This is a genomic window from Paenibacillus oryzisoli, assembly GCF_050467285.1.
GTDB lineage: Bacteria > Bacillota > Bacilli > Paenibacillales > NBRC-103111 > Paenibacillus_E > Paenibacillus_E oryzisoli_A.
This window is the reverse complement of record NZ_JBCMUN010000011.1, coordinates 216,637-237,960: the sequence shown is the minus strand read 5'-3', so window position 1 is coordinate 237,960 and position 21,324 is coordinate 216,637. Positions and strand designations below refer to the sequence as shown.

The following is a 21,324-nucleotide window of genomic DNA, read 5'->3' as shown; positions in this document are numbered from 1 at the left end:
GACATGGCCCCTTTTTTTCGAAATGTGAAAGGAGTGGAAGGGCATTGGAAGGGCGTACAGGAAGAAGAAAGTGGAATCGAATTTGGTGGTCTTATTTGTTCGTACTGCCACAGTTCGCATTTTTTATCGCATTTACAATTTATCCGATCATTATGAGCTATATTTATTCCTTTTTTGATTGGAGCGGTATCGGCCCCCTGAAGAATTTTGCGGGTTGGGGAAATTATATCGCGGTGCTGCATGACAAATGGTTTTGGAACGCCTTCGGCAATACGTTTGTTTATATGCTTGGAACGACATGCATTCTAATGCCGACCAGTCTGCTCATGGCCATAGCGCTCAATCGTGTCATCCGCAAGGGACGCGTTTTTTACAGGGTGCTTTATTTTTTGCCGGTCATCACTACAACGGCTATTATCGGACTGGTCATGAAGGCGATCTTTGGCAACAATAATGCGTTCTTCAATGAGCTGCTGATAAAAATCGGCATTCTTGATCAACCATTTAATTGGTTGGGTCACGCTCATTCCGCCATGATTCTGCTGATTGTGATTGGCGCCTGGCAGTTTTTCGGGATGATGATGGTTTACTGGCTGGCGGGTCTGCAATCTTTGCCGACGGATATCTATGAAGCCGCCAGCATTGACGGATGCGGCTCCTGGCAATCGTTTCGCCACATTACTGTGCCACTTCTTCTTCCCATCGGCGCCGCGATTTTGCTGTTGAGTACGGTTCACAATATGCACGTCTTCGACCTAGCCAAGACGCTGACGGAAGGCGGGCCGTATTTCAGTACGGACGTTATGGATTTGTATGTTTATCGCTATGCGTTCGATACGCAGGGCTTTCCCGCCTATGGTCGCGCCTCTGCCGCAGGGATTGTGTTCGGAATTTCGATTTTTGCAATGGCGCTGCTGCTAGGTTGGCTTGTTAAAAGAACACGCGCACAAACGGTGTAAGTAGGAGGGGAATTATGATAAAAACACAAAGGTTTAGACAGTTGCCACTGCATGCATTCCTCATGGCAGTGGGAGTTATTTGGGTTTATCCGTTCGTGTGGATGATTTTATCTTCGTTGAAATCAAATAAGGAATTGATCAATGGAGGCGTTCGGCTTTTACCGGAAGTGCCGCAATGGGGAAATTATGCACGGGCCTGGAATTTGGCGAACTTCTCCGGCTATTTCACAAATACAGTGATAATCACGGTGTCCAGCGTTATCATCGTCGTCGCGATGTGCGCGTTGACAGGGTATGCGATGGGCAGGGTAAACTTCCCCGGACGAAATTTGCTGATTGGCGCCATTACGGCGACCATGTTTATTCCTAAGGGCTATACGCTGATCCCAATTTACATCATCATCAAGCAGTTGGGGCTGTTGAACACGCTTCCCGGTGTCATTCTGGCCGAATCATCAGGCGCGCACGTTCTGTTTATTTTGTTGTTCATGACTTATTTCCAGAAGCTTCCCAATGAATTGGAAGAGGCCGCGGAAATGGACGGATGCGGATATGTCCGCACGTTTCTGCAAGTCATGCTGCCGCTTGCGAAGCCGATGATCGCCACCACGGCGATCATGCAATTTATTTGGGCGTGGAACGCTTTTCTTATTCCTTTGGTGTTTACTTTGAGCAAACCAAACCTTCGTACACTGGCTGTCGGCATGTTTTCCTTTGTTGGCGAGCATTCGATCGATTGGGTGGGCATGTGCGCAGGAGCTGCTATATCCTTAATTCCCGTCATAATTGTTTTTATTTCGTTGCAACGATATTTTATCGAAGGTGTATCCGGATCGATTAAAGGGTGACCGTTGGAAAGCCAAGATCATGAAATATCCGCAGATGTCGTGCTAGCGATGCGGAAGCTTGCTGTCTTTAGCCATAACCGTGCTGATGGTCGTTAAGCCGACGAGTTAGAATAACCAAAATGAGCTGCCCATGGCGGCTCCCCTTGATTCTGCCAAGCCGCTGAACCGTTCCTCTATCCGGGTGATTCCGCCCATCCAACAATTTTTGCGAGCTTGCAATAGGCATTTTGTGTCTTGCCTTTTTATTTGTTAACCTTTTATATTTTGCAAACTCCTATTGAGAATTGCCAATTGTCGGATCTTTATGGGGTACCTATACTAAATCCGAGTACAAAGCAGTCGGCTGGTTAAGAAGCCTTGCCAAGTTGGTAGGGTTTAAGCTATCTGAAGGGATGGAAGTACCTAAGGAATTGGAAGAGAAGAAGTTCAAATTTGCAAGACAGAAGTCCAAACTAGCTGGGACCATTCGAGGTTCGTTCTTCGTTATTAAAGGAGAATATTGAAGCAATCCCGTTAATGCATTAATCAGGCATTAACGGGATATTTTTTAACAAACTTAAATCCTGCGACGCAGCCAAGGCCTGGGTACGCGAGGAGACGCCGAGTTTCTCGTACAGGCGAGAAAGGTAGATCCGCACGGTGCCCTCGGTTAAAGCGAGGGCTGCAGCAATTTGTTTATTCGACGCGCCTTGTTGGATCAGGCGCAAGAGATCGCTTTCTCTCCTGGTTAGTTGTATGTCCAGGAGAGGAGCGGGTGTCAGATACGGCTTGGACAGCTTAGGAAACAAATCCAGCAGCATGCGGACGTATGCCTCGGATACGCGGCTCGAAGAGCTGAGTGCCGTATCGTCGCTGCTTAGATAGGCGGACAACAGCTCGGCCATAGCCGCTCCCTCATCAAGGAAGCTCCGAATGTAACCGAATGACTCACCAATAACCAGCGCTTTGTGAACATACAGCAGTGCAGCGCTTCGCTGTCCGCGCTGAGCTTCTAGCAAGGCTTGCAGGTTCGCAATTTCTACCAGACTTGAATAGAGCTGCTCTCGCTCAGACTGAGGCCACAGCTGTTCCAACAGCCGGAGCGCTTCGGTCTCTTTGCGCTGTTTTCCTAAGAGGCGGCAGAGTGAAATGAATTCGAACTCTTTATTGAACGTAGGCTTGTCCTTGGTGGTTAGCCCGAGACGAGCCATTTCTTTTTTGGCCTGAGAAATCTGCCCGTCCTGTACATAGAAGCGAACCTTGCAAGCCCGCAGCGCATCGATCCAGTGTGTATCCATCTTCTTGCAGGCCAGCAGCGCCTCATCAATGACATCATGGGCCAGTTGACTTCGACCCTCGGCGAGATGGATACGGGCTTCGGTCAGGCAGAGCGGAATCAACAGCCCGGGAATGTGGCAGCTCATGGCCGCTCGCTTGAGAACCGGGATCAGTTCACGGCATTGCTCCAACCTGTTCCACTCGTAGTAGCCCTCGTAGAGCGACTGTTTGACGTACAAATTAAGGAGAGATTCCTGCCATCCGTGGGATTCCAGAACGCCCATGAACAGGTTGCCGATGGTTTCGGTATCCTGCGAGAGGGCGCCTTTGAGACCGATAGCTGTGCGTCTTACCAGAGGCTCGGTCGTATTATAGTTAAAATTGTAATAGGTTGGATTGGCCGGCAGGATCCGATCCAGGATGCCTTCCGCAAAGGCGAACCACCTGTCAAAATCCCCGTTTAAAAACACTAAGTTGGATCTTACAAAGAGGATGCCGCTTTGTAACTGCTCCCATCTCTCCGTTTGCTCCATCGTTGTACCGATTCGCTCCATGCGTTCCAGCTCCTGTTCGGCTTGTCCCAACTGTCCGGTCAGGACGAGAACGAAGGCATAGAAGAGAGCCAGTTCAGGGGACGTCGCGGTGTCCGCAGGAATGCACTGGAACCAGTACAGCAGCGTCGACACTTCCCCTTTGTTCAGCACCGTCGGCAGATGCCGCTCCAAATGAGTTTGCATCAGCTCGAAATCTTCCGCCGCGATGGCATGATGGATGGCTTCCTCCATAAAACTGCGCTCAGCCAGACACGTGCTTGCGAGCCGATTGGCGCGGTACCAAAGCTCCGGGTGGTTCTTTTTGGCCAACTCCTGCAAGTATTGCGCGAATAGGTGATGGTAGCGAAACCAGTTGTTCTGTTCGTCAAGGGGCACCATAAACAGATTTAGGTTTTTAAGCTGCTCTAGGAGCTGTACACTATTCGTTTCTTGCGTGACGGCATGGCAGAGGATGGCATCCATACGATCCAGGACAGAAGTTTGAAGGAGAAAATGGTAAATATCCGCAGGCAGCCTGGACACGACCTCATGGAATAAATAATCGGCGACGTCCCGGTAATTTCCGTTAAACCCCAGTACATAGTCAGAAACCGGAGTCCCGGCACGAAGGTTCAACATAATTAACTTTAAAGCGGTCACCCAGCCCTCTGTCCGCAGTGTCAATTGTTCGATTTGATCGGGGGACAGCCCCGGACTAGACATTGCCTGGAAAAATAATGCGGTCTCACTCGGTGTAAATTGAAGCTGTGATACATCAATCGCGGTGTATTCCTCGCGTGCCAACCAATGGACAGTGGGAAAAGGAAGCTCGTTCCGGCTAGCAATCAGGACATGCAGCGGCTGCGGCAAATAGTCGATGAAATAGGAAAGACTGCTATGGATATGCTCGTTCCGTATCCGTTGGTAATCGTCTAGCATCAGCACCGCTGTTTCTGAAAGGATGTATAGCTCATTCAAGAGGGCATCCAGGAAAGTGTTAATGGATACATTTGGTAAAGTTTCGATCAGGGGTGCAATCCGCTGAGCGACCGCTTCTGGCACAACGGCTGTAAGCGCATGAACCACATACCGCCAAAATCGGACAAGATCGTTATCCAGCTCGTCGAGAGACAGCCAAGCCGGAGCTTGCTGCTGGCTGTGTGCCCACTGGGTGAGCAGCGTTGTTTTCCCAAAGCCGGCTGGCGCACAGACGAGGGTGAGCCGGCCTTGCAATCCCGCTGTCATGGCTGTAAGGAGCCTGTCCCGTTTGATCAGGGTCTCTTTCAGAGCGGGATAGGTGGTTTTGGCTTTTAACAAGATGGGGGCCGGTTGGCTGTTCATGAAATCCTCCCCAATCGCGAAATCTCATTCGCAAGTTTGAATGGTTGCATGGCTTCATTATACGAAAAAAGTAGCGCGAAGTTAACATTCGTCAATCGTGCCGGATGTCAGGAATTTGTAAAATGGGGGTGGATTGTACAAAAGCGCTAAGGCCATGGAGGTACCTATGCTAAACCGACTTAACAAAATGATCATCGTACTCGTTGTTCTTTTAGGATTCATTCCCATGGCTCCGATGAAGTCCGCGCATGCCGCGGATGATGTCGTTGCCCCGCAGCTGGCAACCGGTTATTACCATAGCGCAGTCCTTCTGAGCGACGGGACGGTATGGGCATGGGGGCGAAATGAAAAGGGCCAATTAGCCTATGATACAGGGACATACTCTACTTGGCCGGTGTTGATAAGGAATCTGGATCACGTTAAGCAGATCGCAACCAGCATTATGAGCAACTACGCGATTAAGGAAGACGGGACGTTGTGGGCGTGGGGCTTGAATGGAAACGGCCAGTTAGGTGACGGTACGCTTATGAACCGAACGCTCCCCGTGCAGGTCAGCGGGATTAGCGGGGTGACCGCTGTGTCCACGGGCCTCGGTTACCATGTCTTGGCGTTGAAGAACGATGGGACTGTATGGGCATGGGGAAGGAACGACAACGGGGAGTTAGGCGACGGAACAACGACACAAAGACAGCTGCCGGTGCAAGTGGTTGGTTTGACAGATGTCGTAACCCTGGTCAATGCAGGCTATCACAGCCTGGCCTTGAAGTCGGACGGAACGGTATGGGCATGGGGAAGAAATTCGTACGGCGAGTCTGGAGGCGGGATCTCCGCAGACCGCACCACTCCCTATCAAGTGAGTATAAGTGGTGTAAAGGCCATCGCCGCAGGAGATCATCACAGCATGGCTGTGAAGGAAGACGGAACGGTCTGGACGTGGGGGAGAAATACGTACGGAACGTTAGGTGACGGAACTACCACAACCCGGGTCATCCCCGTTCAAGTTACAGGCCTGGACCATGTGAAGAGCGTTGCGGCAGGCACTCATTTTAGCTATGCGCTGAAGGAAGATGGAACGGTGTGGAGCTGGGGCTATAACAATTATGGTCAGTTGGGTGATGGGACGACGACGACGAGATTAAGTCCCGTGCAAGTAAGCGGGTTAACGGATGTGGTCGCCCTGGGCGGGGGCGGTTACAATGGTACGGCCATGCAGTCGGGCGGGGAAATCTGGGCCTGGGGCTATAACGGATATGGAGAACTAGGGGATAAAACGAGAGAAAGCCGGACGGTGCCGGTTCGCAATGCGGCCGTATTGGATCTGACTCCGCCTGCCATTACCAATCCGGACATTACCCCCACCGACATTACGGAAACAGGCGTTACATTGTCTTGGCAGAAAGCAACCGACAATCTCAGCAAGCAGGAAGAATTGGCATACCAGGTCTATCAAATCGGCAGCAGAACGGCAGCAACCGTCAGCGCCGTTGAATCCAGCGGCATTCGAATCGGTACCTATGAGCGGGATATGGACAACAAGCAAGTCACAGACCTCTATGACGGTCAATCCTACACATTCATTGTGATTGTGAAAGACAAGGACGGCAATAAAAGTATTTACAATAAGGTGGCCATTCGGACTTTAGCCATTCCGACTTTCTCTGTCACCTATCATACGAATGGCGGAACAGGAACCGTACCGACAGATGCAAATGTGTATTATCAAGGCGAGACGGTTACCGCATTAGGAAGTGGAGATCTGTTGAGACCTGGCTATACCTTTGCCGGGTGGAATACGCAGGCGGACGGAAATGGGACGACGTACGCCGTGGGAGCGGATTTTAACATAGGTGCAGCGGATGTGGAGCTGTATGCCAAGTGGACGCAGAACCCAACCTACACGGTTACCTACGTCGTATATGATGGCACAGGCGCTGTACCGATCGATAGCAATGCGTATGAACAGGGGATGCCGGTCACGGTGCTTGGCAATACGGGGAACCTGACGAGGCCCGGCTACACGTTTGCGGGATGGAATACGCAGAAAGATGGCAATGGAACGACGTTTATGGCGGGGGCCACATTTACCATCGGCACGGAGAATGTGGCGTTATATGCGAAATGGACACAGAATCCGACCTACACGGTTACTTATGTGGTTTATGGCGGGACAGGCGCTGTACCGATAGATAGCAATGCGTACGAGCAAGGAATGCCGGTCACGGTGCTAGGTAATACGGGGAATCTGAGGAACCCCGGCTACACCTTTGCGGGATGGAATACGCAGAAGGATGGCAGCGGAACGGCCTATGTGGCCGGAGATACTTTTAGCATGGGTGCTGAAAATGTGGAACTGTATGCGAAGTGGCTCGCAGATTCGGTAGACGACTCGAGCGATGGAGGAGATTCTGATACGGAAACAGGCATCCCATCAGCAGATGAAAATACAGAGAAGTCGTTAGAAACTTACGCGGGACTGCGTGTGACCGTGGATGGTCAAGATCAGGACCTGATTCATGATGTTTCCATCTCACAGAATCAGGCTGAGATGACCGTGTACATGGATACCGATAAATGGCAGGAGCAGCTCGAAGAGAAGGACGAACGACCAGAAGTTGTCATTTCTGTTACGCAACAGGTTGACAAAGTGTCCTTGGTTCTGAACGGGAATGCTGCAGCAGATCTGGTGAACAAGCAGGGGATGCTTATTGTGCAAACGGTAAACGGCAATTATAAGCTCCCCATGGGAGAGATCATGCTTGATACATGGACGAAATCATTCGGAGAGCAGGCATCTCCAGCCGATATGGTCTTTCACCTCGATATTGCGAAAAGTAGATCTGCCCAGACCGGGAACGAGAACGTGACGGTAGTTGGCTCGCCTGTAGACTTTACGGTAGCAATTTCATATCACGGCAAGGAGATACAAATAAAGGCGTTCAACGCCTATGTGGAGAGAGAGCTTCCGCTTCCGGAAGGCGTGAGTTCAAGCGCGGTGACCACCGCTGTGAGAATTGAAGCAGACGGGACGATGGAACACGTTCCTACTCGTTTTACGACTCGGCAGGGCAAGTCAGTTGCCGTTGTGAGCAGTCGAACCAACAGTATGTATGCGCTCATTGCGAATTCGATCGGATTCGAGGATGTCGCGTCCCATTGGGCGAAGGACGTCGTGAACGATTTGGGGGCGCGAATGGTCGTGAGCGGTATGGATCAATATGATTTTCATCCAGATGCTTCTATCACCCGTTCAGAATTTACTGCGATTCTCGTTCGAGCCCTAGGGTTGGCGAATTCGATGAGCACAATTCCGGCGTTCACGGATGTGGAAGAGGATGCGTGGTACAGCGAGTCCATCGCAGCAGCTCTTTCGTTTGGGCTGATTGAAGGGGATGCCGACGGCACCTTCCACCCAAATCGTACCATCACACGTGAAGAAGCAATTGCAATGATCTACAGGGCGATGAAGCTTGCCGGACTGGATACGAACTTTAGCAGCTCCGACATACAAGCGACATTGTCTCCGTTTGTCGACGGCACCTCCGTTCATGCCTGGGCCGAACAAGCGGTTGTCGCCACCGTAACCAGTGGGCTCATCCAAGGCTCCCATGCGAAACTGATGCTGGGGCGGGAGATGACGAGGGCGGAGACAGCGGCTATCGTGTACAGGATGTTGGTTAAGGCGAACCTCATTGACACGATTCAACCTTGATTATTTCGTGGTTTACAATCTAAAAGGCTGACGACTCCTCATGCTTTGGCAAAGGAATCGTCAGCCTTTTATGCAGCTGCCCCTTGTCCGCCCTTCGTATTGGCCTGAGCACACTCCCTTTCAAGTGTCATTTACCCTGCCCGATAATCATTAGCTCAGAAATGGGCAATGTGAGCAAATGATTATTTCGGAACCCTCCCACCGACTGATAAGCTGAGGATGTTCTAAATTATGGAAGTTGTTGATGGGAGCTTTCATGAAGCGAGGGGGGATCACACGCAAATTCATAAGGAATTGTAAGCGAATTCATATGTGCAGCACCCAATCACACGCGGGAGGGATTCAATTGAACAAGAGTGTTACCAAGGTAACGAATTACGTTCTGTTATTTGCGCTTGTGCTGTCTTTAATCGCAAGCGGATTCGCCAGCAAGGCCGTACAGGCAGCCGGTCTTACGATCTCTGGCAGTGGCGGCTGGAATGAGACAGCTTACGTACAATGGTCGCCTGTCAGCAACGCGGAAGGCTATAACGTCTATGTAAAACCTGCGAGCGCATCGGATTCCCAGTATCAACAACTGGATACTGAGTTGATCCGCAAGTATCCATCCTATTGGAGAGCCGATGCGGTAGGGCTTGCAGCGGGCAATTACGTCATGAAAGTGGAAGCGAAGCTGTCCGGCGGCTCCACGGAAAGCGCCGTTTCATCTACGCTTTCTGTGGCAGCGCATGACAGATCCGGTTTTGCTTTTTCCAGCAGCTCGCAATATGGGTCAGGTTCAGGGGCTTATAACGACAATGGTACGCTAAAAAGCGGCGCTCAAGTGATTTATGTAACGTCGGAGACGGCGCAAACCGTTGCCCTTGATGTGAAAGTCAATAGTTCTGGCGGGAAACAAACGGGCGTTGGTCTAGCGGCCATTATGGCCCTTCGCCAAAAAGGCTATGACACCACACCGCTTGCCATCCGATTCATTGGCAAAGTAACCGATGACGATATGAGCGGACAACTGAACAGCAGCGGATATCTGCAAGTCAAAGGGAAGACCAACTACTCAGAAATGAACATCACATTGGAGGGAATTGGAAACGACGCTTATGCGTACGGATGGGGGATTTTGCTCCGATATACAGGAAATGTTGAAGTTAGAAACTTAGGCGTCATGTTATTCCCTGACGACGGGATTTCGCTGGATACAGGCAATGCGAATGTTTGGGTGCATAATAACGATATTTTCTATGGAACCGCAGGAGGAGATGCTGACCAGGCTAAAGGCGACGGCTCGACGGATATGAAAAAAGGTTCTACGTATCTGACCATTTCCTATAACCACTACTGGGATTCCGGAAAAGCGGCGCTGGTCGGTTTTGATGAGTCGGCGGAGTTTTTTGCGACGTTCCACCATAACTGGTTCGATCATTCCGACTCTCGTCACCCGCGTATCCGAACAGGGTCTATCCATATCTATAACAACTTCTTTGATGGCATCTCCAAATATGCCGTGGGCGTGACAACGGGAAGCTCGGCCTTTGTAGAGTCCAACTATTTTAGACACACCAAAAAGCCGATGATGAGTTCCTTGCAAGGTTCCGACGCTTTACAGGCTGAAGGGACGTTCTCCGGTGAAGACGGAGGCCTGATTAAGGCTTACAACAATACAGTTGTAGATGCGGAAAGCTTGATTTATGCAAATTCCAATGCGGGGACGGCTCCGGCCAATGCAACATCGTTTGATGCTTACTTGGCTTCGTCCAGAAGTGAAACGGTGCCAAGCTCCTATAAAGCATTAGTGGGCGGAACCTCTTATAACAACTTTGATACCCTCAAAGATACGGGCGTAAATGCCGCTAACATTGACAGCGTAAGCAGCGTTGAACAAGTTGTTACGGCAGAAGCCGGACGCCTGGGCGGGGGAGACTTTACTTGGGCATTTAATGATGCCGTGGATGATACATCGTACAGTCTGAATGCACCGTTGATGACGGCCATTCACAATTACACAACACAGCTTGTATCGGTGGGCGGCAATTCCACGCCATCCACGCCGACGCCAACACCTACACCACCAACATCGACACCTACGCCAACACCACCGACATCGACGCCTACGCCAACACCACCAACGTCGACACCCACACCGACACCTGGATCGACAATCGTCCATAACTTTACGACAGATGGCAAAACAAGCAGCTTCTTCAATATTCAAGGCAACCTTTCCACATCTAAAGGAACCGTGGTCTATAACGATTTAACGCTGACGCAATGTTTAAAAATGGAGAGTGCAACCAGCATCGCCTTCACCACCACAACGGCTAAGACATTAACTCTGGTGCTTAACACGGCAAACGGGACAAAAGTAAAAGTAGACGGCACGAGTTATGCGATGACAAACGGCATTATTACGGTATCGCTTGCACCTGGGGCACATACGATTACGAAAGATGATGTGACGAATCTGTATTACATGAAGCTGGAATAGCAAGTAAAAAGAAGCAAAGACCGGGCTCAAGCTGAATGCTTGCTCTCGGTCTTTTGCGTATCAAAGGCTCCCATGCCCTGCCACGGATCGAAAAGCCCGGAGGCCGATCAGCCCAACGCCCAGCGCCAGCAATGTAAGCCCGGACGCGAAGAGATACAGGTTCACGATGCCGAATCTTTCGGCAATGCCGGCCATGACCAGCAGCGAAATGCAGAATACAAGATGCAGCAAGGAAGCTTGGGCGGCTAACACATTCGGCAGCATCTCTTGCGCTACGCTTCGCTGAATCAAGGTACGTCGGTTGACGATGGACATCTCGGCGAACGGCCCCATCAACAGCACAAGAACAAGCGCGATATACGGGCTGGTCGTGAGCGCGTAAAAGGCCGTTAACACGCCGTATCCCGCCATACCCACCAGCATGGCGGCAAGGTAGCGGGTACCAATGACTCGAACAAGCGCGAGTACCAACAAGCCGCCGCCGACCGTTCCCGCAAAATACGCCGCATTAATGAATCCCCACCACTCTTCGCCTTGCCCGAGCGCAACTTGCACGAAAGCGAGTGTAAAAGCGCCGACCCATACCGATCCGCCCAGCATATCGATGATGTCCATAAACGTAAGCAGCCGTAGGCGCGGCATCCGCCAGACCAGTTTCCAACCTTCGGTCAGCGTGTGCCACTTGGAGGAGGGGGCAGATTCGCTTGTGGCAGCAGCGTTGCCTTCGGGCTGCACTCTTGTATGATGAGCCTTCACGGGCTCCTTAACGCCCAGCGTAAACGCGGCAGCCAGTCCGTAGACGACAGCTGTCACCAGCAGCGTATGACTTGCGCCTAACAGAGCAACGATCACGCCGCTGAGCCCCCAGCCGGCGAATTGCACGACCTGGTCGCTGACGCTGATCAGCCCGTTGGCCTTGAGCAGGCCCTGCTCCTGCGTGACAAGCCGCGGAACAAGCGCGTTGCGGGCAGGAACAGTCCACCCGTCGAGGAAGGACATCGCAAAAACAAGCAAAAACACAAGCAGAAATGAAGCTTCGTTACCATGAAGCTGGAGATAAACAGCCAACACCACGAATAACAGAAACTGGCCCGTCTGCGATAAGAGCAGCAGAGTAGGCAGTTTAAAGCGGTTAATGAGGATCGGCGCAATCAGGCCGCTCATCATCTGGGCGGCGCTACGCATGAGCGGCATGAACGCCGCGGAAACTAACGAATCGGTCTGGTTCAGCACTAGCACGGTAAGCGCCATAATGTATAGCACGTCTGCAGCGTTCGCCGCAGTCTGGGTCGTCCATAGGAAATAGAATGGCCGAGTTAAGAATGAGGATTTCATCATGGGAAGTCCGGACTCCGTTTCTTGGTGCATGACGCAAAGGATGTGCAACAAGAATAAGGATACCGCTCCCTGCAAAAATAGGCAAACCTCCACACCGTGGTTTACAATAGAAGAACTAACCCAAGGAGCAAGGAGGGACAGTCGCCTGATGAGCTTGTATAACTTTATCGCGGCGGATCAGCCGCTGACGGAAATCAATCTGACCGGAGCCGTTTGGAAAAAGGTTAAGGAGATCAAACGGATGGACACTCCGCCGACGGGGCCGGTTTCATGGGATGAGCTCGACGACGAGCTGGAGGTCATGGTCGTTGCGAGCCATGAGATGATGAACGCGCTTCAGATCGCGGTATGCAAACATCCGCCGTACGGGCTGGAACATTATATTAGCAAGCCGTATATTTACTGGCTCGGCGGACATACGGATGAGAAGTGGAAGACGCAGTTGTTGGGTTATATGGAGGAACACTGTTTGAATATAACTGGAGAGATCGAGCTCTGGTCGATCTGGTTTCACGAGGGCGTGCAGCCGATTGCTACAAAAACGCAGCGTTTGGCGGAATTGGACGCCCAGGATCTTGATTGGCTGTTGCACATGAACCGCTGTCTAACGCTTCGACCGGAGCGGCAGCTATGATAAAAGATTGGAGAGGAGAGAAGCGCGTATGTTGTTCTATGTAATTTCTCTGCTTGTCGTGCTCGTCGATCAACTGACCAAAATCATCGTTCGCCTCCACGTGGAGATGGACGAAACGCTGACCTTTTGGGGGCAGCCAATTACGCATATTGAGAACAGCGGCATGGCGGGCAGCTCGTTTCAGGGGTATGCCCGGCTATTTGGCGTCGTAGCGGTTATTTTTATCGCAGTCGTGCTCATCTACCGCAAGCATGGCAATCTGCGCGGCAGGATGAACGACATCTCTCTCGCTTTCTTGGTTGGCGGCGCAGCGGGGAACGGGATTGACCGGCTGCTGTTCGGGCAGGTGACGGACTTCCTGGTATCGCGCAATGGCAAAGGCGTGCTCAATATGGCCGACCATGCAATTGAGGCAGGCGTACTGCTTTTTCTGCTCGGCGCCCTCGTCCAGTATGTCAAAGACCGATTCTACCGCCGATGCTCCGCCTAATGTGAAAAAGGAGATACACAGCCTATGCTTATCCCTATGCGTACGGAACAGCAAATGATGTCCTTGATTCTGGACACCGCAGAGCAAGACGAGACCATTCGCGCCGTCATTCTGAACGGTTCCAGGGCAAACCCGAACGTGCCGAAGGATACGTTCCAAGACTTCGATATCGTCTACGCGGTAGCGAATCTCGCACCTTACCGCCGCAATCCCGCGTGGATCGATCGCTTCGGCGAACGCCTCATCCTGCAAATGCCGGATGAGACGCACATCGACCCGGCGGCAAGCCCGCCGGAGGAGCAGGAGCGCATCGTGTACCTGATGCAGTTCAAGGACGGCAACCGCATCGATCTCACGCTGATGCCGACGGCGAATGCGGCTTATTTTCAAAAGCTCGACAGCCTCAGCATCGTGCTGCTCGATAAGGATGGACGCCTAGGCGAGGTGCCGCCATCGAGCGACAGCGACTACCACATCCGCCGGCCATCCGAGAAAGTGTTCCGCGATAACTGCAACGAATTCTGGTGGATCTGCCTGAATATCGGCAAGGGTCTGCGACGCGAAGAGCTGTCATACGTCATGTTTTTGCTGGAGAGCATTAACCGCAAGGTGCTCATCCGGATGCTGGAGTGGCGGATCGGTGCGGAAGCGGGCTTCGTCTGCAGTGCGGGGAAGAGCGGCAAGTACTTGCAGCGCTTCCTGACCCCGGCAGACTGGACGCAGTTCCAGGCGACGTACGCGAACGCCGATTACGCGCAGATGTGGCAGGCACTTTTTCAGATGTGCGACCTATTTGGTCGTGCGGCGAAGGAAGTCGCGGAGAGGCTGGGTTTTACCTACCATCAACAAGAAGAGGTGAACGTCATGGCGTATCTGCATGAGGTTTGCGGGAGCAATAAACGAATTGTGTTCTGAAAACGAAATAACAATTCATGAGATTCAAAATCTAGAGTGGTTCACGTAAGAACACTTAACTGACTCCTAAATGTAACAGGAGTCAGTTTTTTTATATCAATAATTTTATGACTATCGAATTTGTGATACGGTTCACTTTGGTTCATGGTTAAAAGAAGACGCGGGGCATTTTACTTACAATTGTACTATGATATTATTAAACGGTCTTCACCGTAATTTGAACTTCAAGAATGGAGTGACTGTTCACAATGATCATCAAATTCATTCGTTTGCGTTAATGAGAGGTACAGATCATTAAGCCCAGCCTTTTTTTTGCATCAATTGGCTAGGTTTATTTGTCTGTGCCTTTTTCATTCTCCAATAACGAATGAATGAGGTGTCTTTGTGTTAAAAAAGGATAAAAAGACAATTGCAGCAGAGATCATGGATTCACACTCCAGTATTTTTAGATGTCCTATATGCGCCAGTCCTATGAATGTGTTTAATCTACAGAGCTTATTGTGTGAGAACAAGCATTGTTTTGATATTTCCAAGGTTGGATATGTGAATTTGCTCTCGCATCCTGTCACAACGAAATATGACAAACGACTCTTTGATTCACGTAAAATTATTAATCAAAGCGGCTTTTTTAAACCAGTGAGTGTGTATATTTCCCAGCAAATCTCTGAGACACTTGAAGAAAGTAATGAAGTAAAGGTTCTGGATGCGGGTTGTGGGGAAGGATCTCTTTTATCATGCATACGACAAATACTAAAACACGAAACCAAAAAAGATGTGCTCGGAGTGGGTCTTGATATTTCTAAGGAAGGTATCACCACCGCTTCGAAAAGTAATTGCAATTCAATTTGGTGCGTAGCCGATCTGGCAAGATGTCCATTAGCCGATAACCAATTCCATTCTATTATTAACATTCTAGCGCCTTCCAATTATTCTGAATTTCAAAGATTGCTTGCTAGTGACGGAAAGGTAATAAAGGTTGTCCCCGAACAAGGTTATCTTAAAGAATTACGCTCACTTTATGATAAAAGAACAGGACAACAAACCAATTCCAGCTGCGGTGCACGTGATGCATTTGGCAGGTATTTCAAAGTCCAAGAATCCCAACGCTTACAATATACAGTGACTTTGGATCATTCCCTCATTCAACACTTGGTCAACATGACCCCATTATCTTGGGGGGCAAAAGCAAAACATATACAAAAAGTTCTCGGTATGACTGCAATGGAAATTACGATCGATCTTACTATTTTAATTGGTAAAAAGCATTAAACCATATTTCTTTCTTCCATTCCATGTTAGATATAGGTAACGGACTAGGGAGCAACACAAGCAGACAAAGAAGCCCAAGCGACCTACGCTTGAGCTTCTTTTTAGCCTATCAGCAAGTATCCCCTCTAAAGGGCTCTATGCCATCAGAACAGGCTCCTACGACTTCCCATAATAAGCGGCTAGCGCGTGGAACGCTTGCTTCGGCTCCCAAGGGAGGCCGGGATAGGCGCGCCCGGTGCCCTCCGGCAGCGAGGCGACGACACTGTAGCTAGCGGTGTCGAGGTTGTAGGCGGATTCCTCCGCGTACGGGTACAGCGGCATGACGAAGGTGAACCAGAAGGCGCCGGCGACTTTTTCTTCGTTAAAAATGTCCAACAGCTCCGTCATGTACGTCACCTGCTCCTCTTCGTCGCGGACGATACCGCTCTTCAGCTGATGCGGCTCGCTCGATTGATCGATGACGGCCCAGCCGTATCCGCCTTTGTCCGAGGCGCCTTGGTAGGTGCAGCAGCCGAATTCCGTCACGATGACGGGCTTGCTCGCTCCGGCGACGATTTTGCGCAATTTGTCGCGGAAGAAGCGGCGGTTGATTTTATCCCGGTAGTAATCCAAACCGACAAAGTCAAACGGCGTCCAATCGACGTTCTCCCAAGTTCCCGAGGCGTAGGTAAGCGGGCCGTGAAAATACGTCCGAATCTCGGCCGCCGCCGCCTTCAGGAACGCGTTCAGCCGCTTGTGAAACGAGCCGTGTTTAATCGTGCTCATGATGAGCCGCCAAGGCTTGAACATCGTCTGGAGGCGGTCGAGAGCCGTTTCACCGGCAATCAGCCCTTTCATGAATAAAGTCAGCTCGCAGCCGACAATAAACACGATGTTCCCGTGATCGGCGCGCAGCTTTTCGGCGGCTTGGGCGCACTCGCGCAGGTAGGCGAGGTTCTCTGCCCCTGTCGCCTCGATGTTGGAAGGGGACAGCCACACTTCAAGGCCGGCCTCCAAAGCCAAAAGCGCCGCCGCGGTCAGCCGCTCTACAGACTGCCCGGATATGCGGATCGCGGTGCAGTGCAAATCGTGCCGAATCACGGCCATTTCCCGTTCTACGACGGCAAGATCCCAAGGTTCGCGGGAGGAAGGCTGGTGGGGCCCGCGGGTGAATGCGCCGACGTCGTAATTGATGCCTTTTCGCTGCATGGGGGGCACCTCCTTTTCCTCATCATACCTCTTTTTGGTTCCGAGTAAAAATGTGCCGAGCTCGCTTCCATAGGTAAGTGATCGGGAATCGGGTATAATAGAGGAAAAGTTAGGAAGCAGCTTCAAAAAAGGAGTTGGTCTACGATGAACACGTCCAAATACGATAAATATTTTTCGCCCGACGGCTTCTGGGCCAAGCTGGCGAAAGTCGCCAAAACCGCCGGCAGCAAAGTCATCTATACCGGGCTGCTGCTCTTCTACGCGCTGGACAGCCCCAAAACGCCGCTGCGCGCGAAAGTGCAAATCTACGGGGCGCTCGGATATTTGATCTTCCCGCTGGATGCGATTCCCGACCTGCTGCCACTTGTCGGCTATGTCGACGACCTTGGCGCGCTCGGTCTCGCCCTTGCCGCCGTCGCCAAAAACATCGACGACGATGTCCGCCGCAAAGCGAAAAACAAGCTGCGCGATTTGCTCGGCGAGGAAGCGGCCAGCTCTAAGGGCATTATCGACATTGACGGACAAGTCGTGACGGAGCAGGCAAAACCGGACGAGCCTGCGGCCGAAGGGCCGGGCAAGCGTTAAAGCGCTGTGAAATGAAAAGCCCTTTCTCTTGCCGCCTCCTTACGGGGAGCGGCAGGGGAAAGGGCTTTGTTGTTGGTATGAGCGGGAGCGTTGGAACGGGTTCCCGTGGGTATGCGATGTGCTCGGAATAAGAATAAGCACCTGCGGAAGTCTTATTTCGCCGCCGAGCGCCGGATTTCGGGAAATAAGCAATTGAAACGTGCTTATTTCTAGGAAATTGGCCTAACGGAGGGGGATTTGGGCTGAATAAGCACCTGCGGAAGTCTTATTTCCCCCTCCGGCGCCGGATTTTGCGAAATAAGCACTCGAAAGTTGCTTATTTGCCTGGCATCGGGGCGTGCTGCTGGCAGCGCTGTAATGGGAGGCACTTTTACTGAAGTTCCAGACGCTATCCGGAGGCAGAAAGCTAGTGCAAAGCCCCAATCCGCGACTGCTTACTCGCAGTAGGTCAGCCAGCCGAATTTATCCGGGCGCGTGCCTTCCTGAATGCCGGTAATCTCCTGGTACAAGCGCTCGACGAGCTCGCCGGTCTGCCCGCCATTGATTTCCATACGGTTGCCGTTCCAGAGCAGGCTGCCAATCGGGGACACGACTGCAGCTGTGCCCGTGCCGTACGCTTCCTCCAACGTGCCATCGGCGTGCGCCTGCACGATTTCGTCGATGGACACTTTGCGCTCGGTAACAGGGATGCCCCAATCGCGCAAAAGATGAATGATACTCGAACGCGTGATGCCGTCGAGGATCGAGCCGCTGAGGCTTGGCGTGACGACTTCGCCGCCAATCTTGAAGAAGACATTCATCGAGCCGACCTCTTCGAGATACTTTTTCTCGATGGCGTCGAGCCACAGCACCTGCGCACAGTCATGCTCCTTGGCGAGCGTCTGCGCTTTGAGGCTGCCGGCGTAGTTGCCGGCGACTTTGGCGTTGCCGGTGCCGCCGAGCACAGCGCGGGCGTAGTAGCTTTCGACCAGAATGTTCACCGGGTGCAAACCTTCTTCATAATAAGCGTCGACCGGCGACATAATGACGATGAACGAGTACTGCGCTGACGGACGAACGCCCAGCATCGCCTCGGTGGCGATGACGAACGGACGGATGTAGAGGGAGGAGCCTTTTTTGGCTGGTACCCAGTCCTTATCCAGGCTGACGAGGGTACGAATCGCTTCCACGACGAACGCTTCGTCGATGGTCGGGATGCTCAGGCGCTCGCTGGAGCGCTGGAGTCTTTTGGCATTTTGATCCGGACGGAATAACGCAATTTCCCCGGACACCGTGCGGAAAGCTTTCATGCCCTCGAACACGGCTTGCCCGTAGTGGAAAATCATCGCCGCAGGATCGTGCGAGATCGGACCGTAAGGAACAATGCGCGGATCGTGCCAACCGCGGCCTTCCGTATAGTCCATGATAAACATATGGTCGGTAAAATGGCGGCCAAAGCCGAGATTTTGCGTCAGATCGGGCATCGTTTTGCGCTGGGTTGTTTGTTCAATGGAGATGCTGCCGTACATGGGATAACCACCTTTTCGTCGTAATTTTCCGAAATTGATTTATCCTTAACTATAGAAAAAACGCATTCATTGATCAATTCCAATTTATCAATTATTATCATAGATAATAACTATGATCGGAGGGGGCGGCTTGGATTATCGGTTGTTAGTGTATTTTTTGGCGGTGTGCGATGAGCTGCACTTCACCAAAGCCGCGGAAAAGCTCGGCATCTCCCAGCCGACGCTCAGTCAGCAGATCCGCCTGTTGGAGGATCGGGTGGGCTCGCCACTTTTTCAGCGCATCGGCAAAAAGGTCTACCTCACCGAAGCAGGCGTGGTGCTGCAGAAGCACAGCCGGAATGTTTTTCATGAGCTGGAACAGGCACAGACGGCGATGAACGAGCTTCAAGGGATGCAGCGGGGGCGCCTGCGGATCGGATGCTCCGGCAATCATTTGCTGACGTCGACGATTATGTCGTTCCATGCGCAGTATCCGAATATCGAGCTGTCGGTGACGGAGCTGGCGACGGAAGAGACGAAGGAGCGGCTGCTGAACAACCGGCTCGATGTGGGTGTCGTGTTTTTGCCGGAGGAAGATGAGCAGCTTCATTGCATTCCGCTGTATACGGAGCGGTTGGTGCTGGCGGTGTCGGACAAGCATCCTTTTGCGGCACAAGGCGTGAAGGCGATCCGTCTCGAGGAGCTGGTCAAGCTGCCGATCGCCATGCTGCCCGCGAAGTTCTATGTGCGGCATATGATCGAAGATTGCTGTAAGCGCGCCGGACTGACATGCACGCCGATCGTCGAGATGTCGACGCTGGAATCGCTGCTGCAAATGGCGAGGCAGAACGTCTGCGGCGCGATTGTTCCGCAGTCGTATGTGACCCGGACGGACGTGAACAGCGGGGCTGAGCAGTGCTGGACGCTGGCAATTACGGAGCCTGTGCCGCAGAAGGACGTCGGCATCGTGTACCGGCGGGATTTATTTATCAGCCGCACGATGGATGCGTTTGTGCGACAGGTGACGCAGGATTTTCAGGATGCGATGAAGCGGTATGGCGAGAGTACGAATGAGAGGTAGCAAAATGAAGTATGTGTATGTATTTGCCTGCCACGAGGATGAGCAGGCGTTATGTGAAATGGAGCTGCGCGCCTTGCTGGGCGCAGACGCGGTGATCGGCGCGCGCTACGCGATCAGCGCGCGCAAGATCGAGCCGAGCCGCAGCCCGTTCCTGAAGCTGCGGCTGGCGGTGGAGCTGGAGGCCGGCAGCTTGGCGGAGCTGGCCGCTATGGTATCGTCGCACCCCGTGACGGGGGCGACGTTCAAGGTTATGTTCGCGCCGACGGGCGAGCCGGTCCTGTATGACCGGCAGCGCGAGATTGAGCGCGAGCTGGGGCGTCATCTCCGCGGGCAGGCGGAGATGCGGCGCCCGGCGCAGTGGTTCGCCGTGACCGCGCTGGACGGGCGCTGGCTGTTCGGCGACTGCGCCCACGGCGAAGCCGTCTGGCTTCAGCATCAGCAGAAGCCGCAGAACTACTCCACCGCCCTCCCTACGCGCATCGCGCGGGCGGTGGTGAATCTTGCCGTGCCCGACGCGGCGGGCACGCTGGTGGACCCGTGCTGCGGCATCGGCACGGTGCTGATTGAGGCGCTGTCGATGGGCATCGACAGCGTCGGGTTTGACCTTAACCCGCTGGCCGTGCGCGGCGCGCGGGTTAATTTGCGCCACTTCGGCTTGCCGGAAGTGGTGGGGGTGGCCGACATGCGGGCGCTTGCGCCGCATGGGGGTTCCGACGCGGGGGCGGAGCCCGCGTCTGTCTCGCCAGCGCCCTACGACGCGCTCGTCCTCGACATGCCGTACAACCTCTGCTCCAAGCTGCCGGAGGCTGAGGCTTTGGAGATGCTGGAGGCGGCACGGCGTCTGGCCCGCCGGGCGGTGATCCTGACGACGGAGGAGATCGATCCGCTTTTAGCGAAAGCCGGGCTTCGCATCGTGGATCGCTGCCTCGCGCATAAGGGCAGGTTCTCCCGCCAGGTCATCGTCTGCGAGCGGGCATAGATCGGTATAGGTGCAGGTGCAGGTGGAGGGGCTGCCGCCGGCACGGGTATTAAGTTCAACATGGTCAAGTTAGCCTAGGAAAGCTCAATTAACAGCCGCAGCTTGGGCAGTTTTCCCTAAAATAGCTAGATCTAAGAGGGTCCAGCCCCTTCTAACTTGCAAAAATTGGTCACTTTCGCTCAGCTAAGAGGGTCTGGCCACTCTTAACTATATCAAATGACCTTCTTAA

15 protein-coding genes and 1 pseudogene are annotated in these 21,324 nt (G+C 52.5%); 12 read left to right on the top strand and 4 right to left on the bottom strand.

All coding sequences use genetic code 11. The features are described from left to right. Positions 1-44: 44 nt before the first annotated feature. The 3 genes and pseudogenes from ABE504_RS20280 to ABE504_RS20270 all read left to right on the top strand — a co-directional run. Entirely contained in the window at positions 45-959 is a 915-nt protein-coding gene (locus ABE504_RS20280; RefSeq protein WP_430092004.1) for a carbohydrate ABC transporter permease, read from the top strand. A 14-nt stretch (positions 960-973) separates the two neighbouring features. Beyond that, positions 974-1,807, top strand: a complete 834-nt coding sequence (locus ABE504_RS20275; protein WP_430092002.1) for a carbohydrate ABC transporter permease — start codon at positions 974-976, stop codon at positions 1,805-1,807. A 362-nt stretch (positions 1,808-2,169) separates the two neighbouring features. Next, positions 2,170-2,310: pseudogene (locus tag ABE504_RS20270) on the top strand (phage tail protein); the annotation flags it as partial. A gap of 18 nt (positions 2,311-2,328) precedes the next feature. Here ABE504_RS20270 and ABE504_RS20265 read toward each other — a convergent pair. Beyond that, positions 2,329-4,938: a LuxR C-terminal-related transcriptional regulator gene (locus ABE504_RS20265; protein ID WP_430092000.1), complete on the bottom strand. Its 2,610-nt coding sequence runs from the start codon at positions 4,936-4,938 to the stop codon at positions 2,329-2,331. A 166-nt stretch (positions 4,939-5,104) separates the two neighbouring features. Between ABE504_RS20265 and ABE504_RS20260 the strand changes: the two genes are divergently transcribed. Together ABE504_RS20260 and ABE504_RS20255 are read left to right on the top strand one after the other, a co-directional pair. Then, complete coding sequence (locus tag ABE504_RS20260) at positions 5,105-8,647, top strand: InlB B-repeat-containing protein (RefSeq protein ID WP_430091998.1); 3,543 nt, start codon at positions 5,105-5,107, stop codon at positions 8,645-8,647. Positions 8,648-8,993: 346 nt separating this feature from the next. Then, positions 8,994-11,129 carry a pectate lyase gene (locus tag ABE504_RS20255; protein ID WP_430091996.1) on the top strand — a complete coding sequence of 712 codons (2,136 nt, stop codon included), beginning with the start codon at positions 8,994-8,996 and terminating at the stop codon, positions 11,127-11,129. 60 nt (positions 11,130-11,189) lie between these two features. Here ABE504_RS20255 and ABE504_RS20250 read toward each other — a convergent pair whose 3' ends face one another. Next, on the bottom strand, positions 11,190-12,464 hold the full coding sequence (locus tag ABE504_RS20250) for an MFS transporter (RefSeq protein WP_430092118.1): 1,275 nt from the start codon (positions 12,462-12,464) through the stop codon (positions 11,190-11,192). Positions 12,465-12,615: 151 nt separating this feature from the next. Here ABE504_RS20250 and ABE504_RS20245 point away from each other — a divergent pair, with 151 nt between their 5' ends. From ABE504_RS20245 to ABE504_RS20230, 4 genes are all read left to right on the top strand, one after another. Next, complete coding sequence (locus ABE504_RS20245; RefSeq protein WP_430091994.1) at positions 12,616-13,101, top strand: hypothetical protein; 486 nt, start codon at positions 12,616-12,618, stop codon at positions 13,099-13,101. A 28-nt stretch (positions 13,102-13,129) separates the two neighbouring features. Next, positions 13,130-13,591, top strand: a complete 462-nt coding sequence (lspA, locus tag ABE504_RS20240; RefSeq protein WP_430091992.1) for a signal peptidase II — start codon at positions 13,130-13,132, stop codon at positions 13,589-13,591. A 36-nt stretch (positions 13,592-13,627) separates the two neighbouring features. Further along, on the top strand, positions 13,628-14,506 hold the full coding sequence (locus ABE504_RS20235) for an aminoglycoside 6-adenylyltransferase (protein WP_430092116.1): 879 nt from the start codon (positions 13,628-13,630) through the stop codon (positions 14,504-14,506). A gap of 384 nt (positions 14,507-14,890) precedes the next feature. Further along, entirely contained in the window at positions 14,891-15,775 is an 885-nt protein-coding gene (locus ABE504_RS20230; protein WP_430091990.1) for a putative RNA methyltransferase, read from the top strand. A 156-nt stretch (positions 15,776-15,931) separates the two neighbouring features. Here the strand turns inward: ABE504_RS20230 and ABE504_RS20225 are convergent, their stop codons facing one another. Continuing rightward, entirely contained in the window at positions 15,932-16,963 is a 1,032-nt protein-coding gene (locus tag ABE504_RS20225) for a hypothetical protein (RefSeq protein ID WP_430091988.1), read from the bottom strand. Between the two features lie 144 nt (positions 16,964-17,107). On the opposite strand from ABE504_RS20225, the gene ABE504_RS20220 reads away from it, so the two are divergent. Beyond that, positions 17,108-17,548, top strand: a complete 441-nt coding sequence (locus tag ABE504_RS20220) for a YkvA family protein (RefSeq protein WP_430091986.1) — start codon at positions 17,108-17,110, stop codon at positions 17,546-17,548. Positions 17,549-17,982: 434 nt separating this feature from the next. Here the strand turns inward: ABE504_RS20220 and ABE504_RS20215 are convergent, their stop codons facing one another. Continuing rightward, complete coding sequence (locus ABE504_RS20215; protein WP_430091984.1) at positions 17,983-19,056, bottom strand: branched-chain amino acid aminotransferase; 1,074 nt, start codon at positions 19,054-19,056, stop codon at positions 17,983-17,985. A gap of 130 nt (positions 19,057-19,186) precedes the next feature. On the opposite strand from ABE504_RS20215, the gene ABE504_RS20210 reads away from it, so the two are divergent. Both ABE504_RS20210 and ABE504_RS20205 read left to right on the top strand, forming a co-directional pair. Beyond that, entirely contained in the window at positions 19,187-20,116 is a 930-nt protein-coding gene (locus ABE504_RS20210) for a LysR family transcriptional regulator (protein WP_430091982.1), read from the top strand. Between the two features lie 4 nt (positions 20,117-20,120). Then, positions 20,121-21,095: a TRM11 family SAM-dependent methyltransferase gene (locus tag ABE504_RS20205; protein WP_430091980.1), complete on the top strand. Its 975-nt coding sequence runs from the start codon at positions 20,121-20,123 to the stop codon at positions 21,093-21,095. The last annotated feature ends 229 nt before the right edge of the window (positions 21,096-21,324 follow it).